This window comes from Buchnera aphidicola str. G002 (Myzus persicae) (genome assembly GCF_000521565.1).
GTDB lineage: Bacteria > Pseudomonadota > Gammaproteobacteria > Enterobacterales > Enterobacteriaceae > Buchnera > Buchnera aphidicola_C.
This window is the reverse complement of record NZ_CP002701.1, coordinates 318,815-331,656: the sequence shown is the minus strand read 5'-3', so window position 1 is coordinate 331,656 and position 12,842 is coordinate 318,815. Positions and strand designations below refer to the sequence as shown.

The 12,842-nt window shown below is 23.3% G+C and carries 10 protein-coding genes; 5 read left to right on the top strand and 5 right to left on the bottom strand.

Going from position 1 to position 12,842, the window contains the following annotated elements:
* Positions 1–70 precede the first annotated feature (70 nt).
* On the top strand, positions 71–859 hold the full coding sequence (queF, locus tag BUMPG002_RS01510) for an NADPH-dependent 7-cyano-7-deazaguanine reductase QueF (protein WP_025368937.1): 789 nt from the start codon (positions 71–73) through the stop codon (positions 857–859).
* Positions 860–1,014: 155 nt separating this feature from the next.
* On the opposite strand, the gene gap is transcribed toward queF, so the two are convergent.
* From gap to BUMPG002_RS01490, 4 genes are all read right to left on the bottom strand, one after another.
* Positions 1,015–2,031 carry a type I glyceraldehyde-3-phosphate dehydrogenase gene (gap, locus tag BUMPG002_RS01505; protein WP_025368936.1) on the bottom strand — a complete coding sequence of 339 codons (1,017 nt, stop codon included), beginning with the start codon at positions 2,029–2,031 and terminating at the stop codon, positions 1,015–1,017.
* A gap of 117 nt (positions 2,032–2,148) precedes the next feature.
* Positions 2,149–3,381, bottom strand: a complete 1,233-nt coding sequence (locus BUMPG002_RS01500; protein ID WP_025368935.1) for an FtsX-like permease family protein — start codon at positions 3,379–3,381, stop codon at positions 2,149–2,151.
* 17 nt (positions 3,382–3,398) lie between these two features.
* Positions 3,399–4,085: a lipoprotein-releasing ABC transporter ATP-binding protein LolD gene (gene lolD / locus BUMPG002_RS01495; protein WP_025368934.1), complete on the bottom strand. Its 687-nt coding sequence runs from the start codon at positions 4,083–4,085 to the stop codon at positions 3,399–3,401.
* On the bottom strand, positions 4,078–5,277 hold the full coding sequence (locus tag BUMPG002_RS01490) for an FtsX-like permease family protein (protein ID WP_025404227.1): 1,200 nt from the start codon (positions 5,275–5,277) through the stop codon (positions 4,078–4,080). Before BUMPG002_RS01490 ends, lolD begins: the two co-directional genes overlap by 8 nt.
* A gap of 572 nt (positions 5,278–5,849) precedes the next feature.
* On the opposite strand from BUMPG002_RS01490, the gene mfd reads away from it, so the two are divergent.
* Together mfd and BUMPG002_RS01480 are read left to right on the top strand one after the other, a co-directional pair.
* On the top strand, positions 5,850–8,282 hold the full coding sequence (mfd, locus tag BUMPG002_RS01485) for a transcription-repair coupling factor (protein WP_025368932.1): 2,433 nt from the start codon (positions 5,850–5,852) through the stop codon (positions 8,280–8,282).
* Between the two features lie 107 nt (positions 8,283–8,389).
* Positions 8,390–9,394: a beta-propeller fold lactonase family protein gene (locus BUMPG002_RS01480; protein ID WP_025368931.1), complete on the top strand. Its 1,005-nt coding sequence runs from the start codon at positions 8,390–8,392 to the stop codon at positions 9,392–9,394.
* A gap of 24 nt (positions 9,395–9,418) precedes the next feature.
* Here BUMPG002_RS01480 and bioA read toward each other — a convergent pair whose 3' ends face one another.
* On the bottom strand, positions 9,419–10,705 hold the full coding sequence (bioA, locus tag BUMPG002_RS01475; protein WP_025368930.1) for an adenosylmethionine--8-amino-7-oxononanoate transaminase: 1,287 nt from the start codon (positions 10,703–10,705) through the stop codon (positions 9,419–9,421).
* Positions 10,706–10,783: 78 nt separating this feature from the next.
* Between bioA and bioB the strand changes: the two genes are divergently transcribed.
* Entirely contained in the window at positions 10,784–11,812 is a 1,029-nt protein-coding gene (gene bioB, locus BUMPG002_RS01470) for a biotin synthase BioB (protein WP_025368929.1), read from the top strand.
* A gap of 340 nt (positions 11,813–12,152) precedes the next feature.
* A complete protein-coding gene (bioD, locus tag BUMPG002_RS01465) occupies positions 12,153–12,824 on the top strand; it encodes a dethiobiotin synthase (RefSeq protein ID WP_025368928.1) in 672 nt (223 codons plus the stop codon).
* The last annotated feature ends 18 nt before the right edge of the window (positions 12,825–12,842 follow it).

Below are 12,842 nucleotides of genomic sequence, written 5' to 3'. Positions count from 1 at the left end.
TGTTGTTTTGATTATAGTCAATAACTATAGGTTTTTACTATTACATCCATATATTAAAAAAAGAAATAATATGAGTTTTAAAATAAATCATTTTAGTTTATTAAAAAGTATACCTCGTAAAAAACATCGTAAAGTTATTGAATTAAATTTAGTACATCTTCCCTTTATTGGACAAGACATTTGGACGTTATATGAATTATCTTGGTTAAATAAAAATGGATTACCACAAGTTTCTGTTGCTAAAATAGAAATTAATGCAACTAGTGTAAATATTATTGAATCTAAAAGTTTTAAAATTTATATAAATAGTTTTAATCAAGTTAAGTTTGACAACTATATAAATTTTATTAAAATTTTGCAGGCAGATCTGACAAAGTGCGCTGGTGGAGAAGTATCTATAAAATTATTTAATTTAGATGAGATCCAAAATCAAAAAATATCAAATTTTTCTGGTTATTGTATAGATAATCAAAATATTAAAATTAAGCATTATGAATACAATCGATTACTTTTAGTTAATTCTTCTAAAAAAGAAATTGTCCAAGAATCTATATATAGTAATTTATTTAAATCTAATTGTCCGATTACTCATCAACCTGACTGGGCATCAATACAGATTATATATACAGGTCAAGCCATTAATCATAATGCACTTTTATCTTATTTAATTTCTTTTCGTAATTGTAATGAATTTCATGAAGAATGTATTGAAAGAATTTTTAATGATCTTGAAACTGTTTGTAAACCCGAAAAACTCAGTGTGTATGCAAGATATACACGTAGAGGTGGTATTGATATTAATCCATGGCGTAGTAATGCTGTATATTCGCCTTGTCTAATTCGAATGGCTAGACAATAATTTTTTCAATTGTTAATCATATGGAATAAAAGAAAAATATTAAAATATCGTTAGCAGTATTAAGTTAAATCTTAATACTGCTATATATTTTAGATAAAAAATAAATCACGTTTCTAATTATATAATATAAGTTTAAAAATTATTATTTTTTAAAGTTATTGTTCTATTTTATATCTTTTTTCTGATACTAAAGCAACTAAATCAAGAACTTTGCTCGAATAACCTGTTTCATTATCATACCAAGAGACTAATTTAACAAAATTTTTATTTAAAGATAAACCAGCTTTAGAGTCAAATATAGAAGTGAGTTCTTGACCATTAAAATCTGTAGATACTACTTCATCTTCGGTATATCCTATAATGCCTTTCATTTCTTTTTCAGAATATTGTTTAATGATTTGACATATTTCATTGTATGTAGCAGATTTTTCATAGCGTACAGTCAAATCTATGACAGATACATTTGATACAGGTACTCGAAATGCTATACCAGTTAATTTTCCATTTAATTTAGGTAAAACTTTTCCTACAGCAATTGCTGCTCCGGTAGAAGAAGGAATAATATTTTGTAATGCTCCCCTACCACCTCTCCAATCTTTATGAGAAGCTCCATCAACAATTTTTTGAGTTGCTGTGCTAGCGTGTACAGTTGTCATTAAACCTTCTATGATGCCTAATTCGTTATCTATTACTTTAGATAAAGGCGCTAAACAATTAGTTGTACATGATGCATTTGAAACAATATTTTCACCTTTATATTGATCAAAATTAGCACCTTTAACAAACATTGGAATATCATCTTTTGAAGGACCAGTGATAACTACTTTCTTTGCTCCCGCTAAAATATGTTTGTAAGCGGTTTCTTTTGTTAAAAAAAGTCCAGTAGATTCAATTACTACATCAATTGATAAATCATTCCACATTAATTTTTCTGGATCTTTTATGGAAGTAATTCTGATTTTTTTACCATTTACTGTAATATGTTCTTTATGTACTTCAATGTTTTTTTTGAAAATCCCATGAGTCGAGTCATATTTTAACATATAAGCTATATATTCAGGACTCAATAAGTCATTAATAGCTATAATATTAATATCTGAACGTTTCTGAGCCAATCGAAATAATACTCGTCCAATACGACCGAATCCATTAATTCCTACTTTAATAGTCATTGTATCTCCATTTTTTTAAACGTTATTTTGAATACTTTAAAAACATTATATTTTTAAATTACATGTTGATGAATTTTTTTATTATAAAAATAATAAAGTTAATTAGTACGAAAATAACTAATATTCTTTTAATATTTTACTAGGATTAATGCGTGAAGCATAATATGCTGGATACCAATTTGCTAGAATTCCTATAATTATAATACTGATAAATACAATAATTACATCTGATATATTTAATTTTAAGAATAAAAAATTATTATAATAAATATTATTTAATAGTATATTATCCTTGAAGTATTTATCTAAAAAAAATACTATACTTTTAAAATTCAAAACTATTATTATTCCGAGCAACAAACCGAAAAAAGTACTAATAATTATAGAACGTAATCCATAATATAAAAAAATTATTTGAATAAGAAAATTATTAGCACCTATACTACGTAGAATAGCAATTTCTTTTGTTTTTTTAGATATAGTCATTATAGAAATAGATGCAATACTAAACGATGAAAGAATGACTAGTAATGATAATATTAAATATAAAGTTGCTTTCATTATTTTAATATCATTATATATATATTTATAACCATTAATCCAAGTATATATAAAAAGAGGTAAATCTATTTTTTTTGCTGCATTGATTATAATTCTGTCTGCCTCAAAAGGATCTAACATATGTAATTCAATTTTATTTAAATCATGATGTATATTATGAATATTAAAAAATTCATAAGGCACATATCCTATATTTGTATCTAAAACTCCATTTGATTCAAATATATTTATAATTTTAATAGTAAAAAACTCTAAATTTGTATTAAAAAGATTTTTTTTTTTATTTAAAATAAACAATTGAATAAAATCATTTTTTTTTATTGATAAATCTTGTGCTAAATGAGATGAAATAATTATTCCATTTTCATAAAAATATTTTTTTTTTAAGAAATTACTATTTTTAAAAAAAAGTTTATGTTTCAAAAAATCAATTTTGCTAAAACTTTTGATTTCCAGAAACTTAATATTATTATTTTTTATTAAAAATCCATTCATTGTGATATAAGGTTCACAATAACTAATACCTGGTAAATTACTTAATTTTTTTATTATATCATGTACTTTAAATAATGATTGATCAGTGAGTTGAATAATTCCATGAGGTAAAGTAGATAAAATTTTTTTATTTAATAGTATCTCAAAACCATTTAAGGCGCTGAAACTGATAATTAATACAAATACAGTAACAGATACTCCTATTTTAGATAAAATAGAAATAAGTAAAATTAAATGATTTTTATTTTGATTTAAATATAATCGTTTTGCAATGAAGAAAGGTAAAAAATTCATTGAATATTTCTTTTTGATTAATTTTGACAATTGAACAATCGACCATTTTTTATTTTGAATAAAATAGGTATTTTTTTTATTAAAGTAAGATCATGTGTAACAATTAAAAAAGTGGTTTTAAAATCATGATTTAATTGTAATATTAAATCAAAAATAATATGAGCATTGTGTTTGTCTAAATTACCAGTAGGTTCATCTGCTATTATTAAAGAAGGATTATTAATAAAAGCTCTAGCAATAGCAACTCGTTGTCTCTCTCCTCCTGAAAGCTCAGAAGGATATTTTTTTACTTTATCTAATAAATTTACTTTTTTTAGCATTGTATATGAAATTTCTTGAGATTCTTTTCTACTTTTATTATTGATTAAAAGTGGTATTGCAACGTTTTCTAGTACATTAAAATCTAGCATTAAATGATGAAATTGATAAATCAAACCTAATTTTACATTTCTAAATCTTGCTAGTTCTTTAGACGAAAAGAGATTTATTTCTTTACCATTGAATAATATTTTTCCAGAAGTAGGACTGTCTAATCCAGCTAATAAATGTAATAATGTAGTTTTTCCTGAACCTGATTTCCCAATAATACCAGCTATATCTCCTCTATGTAATTCAAATGATATTTTTTCTAAAATATTAACAATTATCTCTGTATTTTTATAAGATTTTGTTAAATTAATACATTTGATAATGATTTTATTCATGAGATAAAATCCTATATGGTTTTAATTTTATAGAATACCAAGCTGGATATAAAGTTGACAAAATTGCAAGTAATATAACAGTAATGTTAATAAAAAAAACATGATATGGTATAATAATCATAGAAATATTATTAGTATTAAAGAAAAAATGAATAAGAAAATTCAAAAAATTTTTTTCTAATATTAATGAAATACTAATAACTGTACCTAATATGCTACCTATAGTAGTAGTAATTAATCCCAGTGTTACAAATATTAATATAATTTTCCAATCTAACAAACCTTGTGATTTTAAAATGGCAATTGTATTTTGTTTTTCTATTGTATAAATAATAAAGGTAATAAAAATATTTAAAAAAGCTACTAATAAAAATAAAAAAAATAAAAAAAACATTATGTATTTTTCGATTTGTATTGCCTTAAATAATTCTCCTTTTTTTGATTTCCAATCGAATAAAATCAAAGGATTTATTAATTTTTTGATTTTATTAATTTCTAGAAATAGAGGATTTTTCAACCATATTCGCCAACCAGTTACATAATTTTTAGAATAATTTAAAAAATTTTTACTATCTTTTTGATCAATCAATATTTGATAATAATCAACTTCATTGTTAGTAGAAAATATACTAGTAATTTTAAATGTATGTGTTTTAATATTTTTTCTTGTTAGAGGGCTAGTTGTATCAAACAAAAGAATCAATTGAATTGTATCACCAATATTAACATGTAGTTTTTTAGCTAATTCCTTTCCTATAATTGCATTATATTTTTTAGGTTGTAGGATTTTTGAAATATTTTTTATATTATAATTCTTTATATTTTTATCATTATTAATATTGACACCTACTATTTCAGCTACAGTTATATCATACTTACTTTTTATAAAAATATCTTTTTTAATAAAAGGAGAAATTTTTTCAATATTATTTAATTTTAAAATATTTTTAGGAAATTCTAATTTATTAATATATTGATCTTTATTAGTAATAACTAAATGAGGGATAAAAGATAAAATATTTTTTTTAAAGTTTTCTTGAACACCATTTATAATAGCTGTGATAATAATTAAAAAAGATATAGAAATAGTAATTGTTATTATAGATAGAAAGATAATAAATTTTTTGAATTTTTTTAAATTAGAATTCCATAAATAACGTAAACCAATAAAAATAAAAATAGGGTGATACATAAATTTTTTCTTAAATTAGAAAAGTTTATATGAAAACTTTAGAGAGATCTAGATTAATGTAATAAACTCATGTAATAAATTGATTATAACTAATATATTTAAATATTGAACATACTCATTCTTCGTTGATTTTGTGATTTTTTTTATTATACAATAAATAGAAGTATTATATAAATGAATATATTCTTATTTTTTTTTATACCTGTTATAAATTTAAAAATTATTGAAATAAAAATTTCTTTTTTTCTAAATTTCAAATAAAGTTATTTTGAATTAAAAATCATTAGATATAATATATTTGATATAGAAATAGAAACTGATAATTTTTTACTATACATTTTTGTTTTATATTTTTATTCATATGTCAACAATAATTTTTTATAGATTTTTTTTTAACATGTTAATTAGTTTTATCTTAAATAACATTTTATATTTAAACTTTTTAATTATTAATAAAAAACATATTCAATTTTTTCTTTAAATTACTTTTACTAAAGTAAAAATTATTTTTTTTATATAAAAAATACGGACTAAAAAGATTTATTTTTTTCTTTTTAAAGAAAGATTCTTCTATGAAAATTACAAATAATCCAGCTTTAAAAAATATTATAGATTTAACATATCGAAAAAAATTGCCAAATTTATTTCAAAATATTAACAATCAAAATAAAATTAATCAATTATTATCTTTTCTTCAAACATTTTCAGGAAAAATAATTTTTTATTTGACGCGAAAAGAATCTTTAAAAAAAATTTTAAAATTTTTAATGGAAAATAAAATCTATCCTAAGTATATAGAAAAAATAATTGATATCAATAAAAAATTTAATTATTTCTATATGATAGGTACAATACAAAATGGATTTATAGACCCAAAAAATAATCTTTTATTCCTTTGTACAAAAGATTTGTTACCGATTATTTTTCAGAAAGAATCTCTTTTAAAGATAAAAAACGATACTACTTTTAAAAAAAGCAATTTGTCTGAATTATTTTTAAATGATCCTATTATACATATCGAACATGGAATAGGACGTTATAAAGGATTAACGACAATAAAAACTGCAAGCATAAAATCTGAATATTTAATAATTTCATATGCAGAAGGTGATAAGTTATATTTACCTGTATCATGTCTACATCTGGTTGCACCTTATACAAAAACATCAATAAAAGATGCTCCTCTTCATAAATTAGGAGGTGAAGAATGGAATAAAGAAAAATGCAAAATCCGTAAAACTTTATACGATCATGCTGCACGATTATTAAATATTTATGCGAATAGAGCCTCTCAAAAAGGATTTTTATTTAAAAAAAATGAAGAAATATATCAAATTTTTTGTAAAGATTGTTTATTTAAAATAACAAAAGATCAAGATAAAGTAATGAAATCTGTATTAAAAGACATGTGCACATCTATTCCAATGGATCGTTTAATTTGTGGTGATGTAGGTTTTGGAAAAACAGAAATTGCCATGCGAGCTGCTTTTTTGTCTGTATCAAATAAAAAACAAGTAGCTGTTTTAGTACCGACAACTTTATTGGCGCAACAGCATTATGATAATTTTAAAAAACGTTTTTCTAATTGGTCTTTTAATATTGATATATTATCTAGATTTCAAAATAAAAAAAAACAAAATTTACTTCTTAAAAATATTGCAAATGGAAATATTCATATTATCATAGGAACTCATAAATTATTATTAAAAGAAATAGAATGGAATAGTCTTGGTCTATTAATTATTGATGAAGAACATAGATTTGGTGTTAATCATAAAGAAATTATTCAAACTAAACATGCTAATGTTGACGTATTAACTTTAACAGCTACACCTATACCTCGCACTTTAAATATGTCTATGACTGGCATAAAAGACGTGTCAATAATAGCAAAACCTCCTGCTCAAAGACTTGCAATAAAAACTTATATTCAAGAGTATAATCCTCTATTAGTGAGAAAAACTATCCTACGTGAAATATCACGAGGTGGTCAAGTGTATTACATATATAATAAAGTTCAAAATATTTTAAATATTGCTGAAAGATTATCAAAATTAATTCCTGAAGCTAATATTAAAATAGGTCATGGACAAATGAGTAATATAGATTTAAAAAAAGTTATGAATGAATTTTATCATAATAAATTCAATGTTTTAATCTGTACTACAATTATCGAAAGCGGTATTGATATACCAAGAGCGAATACAATTATAATTGAAAATTCAGATCATTTTGGATTATCTCAACTTCATCAACTTCGCGGAAGAATTGGTAGATCAAGCTCGCAGGCATATGCTTTATTTCTTGTTAATAATTTTAATACAATTACAGTAGATGCAAAAAAAAGACTAGAAGCTATTTCGTCAGTAAATAATTTTGGAGGAGGATTTTCTTTGTCTAATCAAGATTTAGAAATCAGAGGAATAGGGAAACTATTAGGTAAAGAACAAAGTGGACACATGGAAAATATAGGTTTTTCTCTATACATGAAATTATTAAAAAATGCCATTCATATATTAAAAAATGGAAAGAATACAAGTATTAATCAATTATTAGAAAAACCATTAGAAATTGAATTACACGTATCTTCTTTATTACCTGACAATTATATTATAGATGTTAATAAAAGGTTGTTTTTTTATAAAAAAATTTCTCAAGCTATAGATGAAAAAAAAATAGAAAAAATAAAAAATGAATTAATCGATCAATTTGGACCGCTACCTCTTGTTGCTGAAAATTTAATTATAATTGCTAAAATTAGATTAATAGCGGATCAAATAGGTATAAAAAGTATTCAAGCTAATCAAAAAATAGGAGTGATACATTTTAATAAAAATAATTCAGTAAATACTCAATATATATTACAAATGTTTGAAAAAGAACCTAATACTTGGAAAATAGAAAGTGCAACAAAATTAAAATTTATTTGGAATTTAAATGATGATTATTCACGTTTAAAATGGATAAAAAATATACTAAAAAATTTGATAAATCATAATGAGTAATATTATATTTTTATTGAAAGTACTATTATAAAATATATTTTAATATTATTTTATTTGATAAATCTTAATCACACAAAAATTTTTTTATGAAGAATTAAAGGAATTATATGAAAGAAGTAGTATATATTGCGAATTCAAATAGTCAAAATATAGAGGTGTGGAATTTACCTCAATCAGGAGATATGAATATTATTCAAATTATGGAAATAGAGGGTCAAGTTCAACCCTTAAATATTATTAAAAATAAAAATTTATTATATGCTGGTGTTCGTCCAAATAATAAAATTATTACATATGACATAAATAATGATGGTTTTTTGAAAAAAAAATACGAGAGCATCATACCTGGAAAACCTAATTATATTTCTTTCAATTATACTAAAGAATTTTTATTTTGTAGTTCATATCATTCTAATTGTATTAGTGTCAGTCCATTAAATCAATATGGTATTCCTCAAAATCCAATACAAATCATTTATAACATACAAGGTTGTCATGCCGCTAAAATAAATTATAAATATAATATTTTATTCGTTATGTCTTTAAAAGAAGATTCTATTTATTTATATTATTTAACAAATTTTGGAATTTTAAAAAACACTGAACAAAAAGTACTTAATCTTAAAAAAAATTCAGGACCTCGTCATATTGTCTTTCATCCAAATCAAGATATTGTTTATACTATAAACGAACTGAATGGAACTATAGATGTATGGAAAATAGATAAAAAAAATAATATAATAAATATTCAGAACATACAAAATGTCAGTATATCTAATAATATATTTCCAGAACGTTATTGGTCTTCTGATATTCATATAACAAAATGTGGTCGTTTTTTATACGCTGCTGATCGATTTTTAAATATTATTTCTTTATTTCATATTAATCAGAAAAACTATAAGATTATTTTTTTTAAAAGTTATTCAACAGTAGAACAACCACGATCATTTTGTATTAATTTTAATAATACACGTTTAATAGTTGCTAGTGAAAAATCTAATATGTTTATATTATATAATATTTCAACTATTAATGGAGAATTAACTAAAATAAATACATATTCTACTAGCACAAACCCAATATGGGTACTTTCATATCAATTAAATTAAAAAAAATATATTTTATAAAATGATTTATAGAAATAAAGAACTATCATTTAAAGCTTGCGTAATAACATTAATAAGTTTATTTAATTCATTAGTACTAATAATATAAGGTGGTACAATGTAAATTAATTTTTTAAAGGGTCTGATCCAAACACCATTGTTAACAAAAAATTTTTGCATTAAAGGCATATTAACTAGACGAGAACATTCAATTACACCAATAGCGCCTAATATTCGCACATCAATTACGTACGGGTGATCAATTAATGGCGTTAAATTTTTATATAATTGTTTTTCAATATTAGAGACTTGTATTTTCCATTGATTAGTTTCTAATATTTTTATATTAGCATTTGCAGCAGCACATGCTAATGGATTTCCCATATAAGTAGGACCATGCATGAAACAACCTACTTTACTCATACTAATAATATTTGCAATATGTCGTGTTGTTAAAGTTGCAGCTAAAGTTATTGTTCCACCCGTTAGTGCTTTTCCTAGACACAGTATATCTGGTATAACATCAGCATGTTGAAAAGAAAAAAATTTTCCAGTACGACCAAATCCTGTTGCAATTTCATCAAAAATAAGTGGAATATTATAATTATGGCATAAAATTTTTATTTTTTTTAAATATTTAGGATGATAAAAGTTCATTCCTCCTACACCTTGTACAATAGGTTCTAATATGACTCCTGCTATTTTTGATGAATTTTCTTCAATGATTTTTTGAAAAGATACAAGATCATTTGAATCCCATTTTTTATGAAAAGAAGAGATAGGAGCATTTGCAAATAAATTTTTTGATAATATATTGTGATATATTTGATGAATCGAATTTTCAGGATCAGAAACCGACATAGCAGCAAAAGTATCACCATGATATCCTTTTCGAATCGTTAAAAATGATATTCTTTTTTGACCTAATGAGTGCCAGTATTGTATCAACATTTTGATTGCTACTTCAATAGCAACAGAACCTGAATCAGAAAGAAAAACACAGTCTAATGTTTTAGGTGTTAATGAAATTAATTTTCGACACAGTGAAATAGCAGAAGGATGTGTGATTCCACCAAACATGACATGAGACATTTTTTTTATTTGTTTTTTTAAAGATTTATTTAAAATAGGATGATTATAACCATGTATTGCAGACCACCATGAAGACATACCATCTATTATTTTTCTCCCATTTTGTAGTTTTAAATAAACTCCTTTAGCAGACATAACAGAATAACAAGGAATGGGATTAATCATAGATGAATAAGGATGCCAAATATGTTTATAATCAAAATTTTTATCAGATTGACTCATTGTTATTTATATATAAAAATATTCAATAATCTAGTATAAACCTTTACCAAAGCAAAATCATAATTTTTTGGAGATAACATGAAAAAAAAATGGACTCTAGAAGAAACAAAAAAAATTTTTAAACAACCATTTTTTGATCTTATTTTTAAAGCTCAAAAAAAACATAGAAAATATTTTAATCCAAATACATTACAAATAAGTACATTACTTTCGATAAAAACAGGTGCTTGTCCAGAAGATTGTAAATATTGTCCACAAAGTGCTAGATATAAAACAGGTTTAAAAACAGAACCTTTATTAGAAATGGAAAAAGTGATTAGTGCTGCAAAACAAGCTAAAGATTCTGGTTCTAGTCGCTTTTGTATGGGTGCTGCTTGGAAGAATCCAAAAGAAAAAGACATGCCTTATTTAGAAAAAATTATTAAACAAATTAAATTGATGGGTATGGAGACTTGTATGACTTTAGGAACGTTAAATAGTTTACAAGCAAAGAAATTAGCTGATGCAGGTTTAGATTTTTATAATCATAATTTAGATACATCACCAAGTTTTTATAAAAGTATTATTACTACACGCACATATAAAGAACGAATAGATACTTTAAAAATTGTACGTAATGCTGGAATGAAAATTTGTTCAGGTGGAATAATGGGTTTAGGAGAAAAAGTACAAGATCGTATGGAATTATTAATGGAATTAGCTAATTTATCTATTCCACCAGAAAGTGTACCTATTAATATGTTAGTGAAAATTTCAGGTACGCCTATGGAAAACAATAAAAATGTAGAACCATTTGATTTTATTCGTGTTATTGCTGCTGCTCGTATTATGATGCCAAAATCTTATATTAGATTGTCTGCTGGACGTCAGAGTATGAGTGAACAAACCCAAGCAATGTGCTTTATGGCAGGAGCAAATTCTATTTTTTATGGATGTAAATTACTTACTGCAGATAATCCAGAAAAAGAAAATGACTTAAAATTATTTAAAAAATTGGATTTAAATCCTGAATATAAAGAACAAAGCGTGTCAAAAAAAGATCCATATAATTTTACAATGAAATCATTAAAAATAAAAAAAGATCAATACTATAATGCAGCAATATAGTTGTCTTAAAAACATATCGTTAAATAATTTTTTATTTTTAAGATAAGAGTAAAGTTAATAAAAATGATTTTAAGAAAAATATCATATAGTTAATTCTATAGATTAGAGTAACTTAATAAGCATAGTTATATGTTTTTTATTAAACATACTAAATTAACTTTATTGAGTTGCTCAGCTATAGAGGTACTAATTAAATATTTTATAAAATTCATAATAATTTTCATAATAATTATTATTAAAATAAATATTAAAAAACGATAAATAAATATTTTTTTATAATTTGTTAATAATATTGGCAATAATTTTAAATATGGATTAATTATTAAAATAAGATATAACTATGATTAAAAAATTTTTTATTACTGGAACTGATACGAATGTAGGAAAAACATTTGTCAGTAGTATTTTATTACAAAAAGCAACAGCAGCAGGATATCAAACAGCAGGATATAAACCTGTATCTTCTGGATGTAAAAAAGAAATATATAGTTTAATGAATAATGATGCAATGATTTTAAAAAAAAACAGTTCAATAAAATTAAGCAATCAAGAAGTGAATCCTATTTCATTTTTAGAAAGTGCTCCTCCTCATATTTTGAGTCAATTACAAAAAAAGACTATTAATATTGAAGATATGTCTTTAGGTTTAGAAAATATTACTAAAAAAAGTAATTGGATTTTAATTGAAGGTGCTGGTGGATGGTATACTCCTTTATCGAATGAAAAGACTTTTTCTGATTGGGTAAAAAAAGAACAGTTAACTGTAATTATTATTGTTGGAATCAAATTAGGATGTATTAATCATGCTATTTTAACAGAAAAAGCGATTATTTCAGAAAAAATAAAATGCATCGGTTGGATAGCTAATAACGTTTTACCATACAATCAATATAATATATATTACATCCAAACTTTGCTAAATTATATTAAATCTCCATTATTAGGTACAATTCCTTATTTGAAAAATAAAAATAAAATTAATTTGGAGAAAATAAAAATTAAATTACCGTAATAAAATTTTATAATAAAT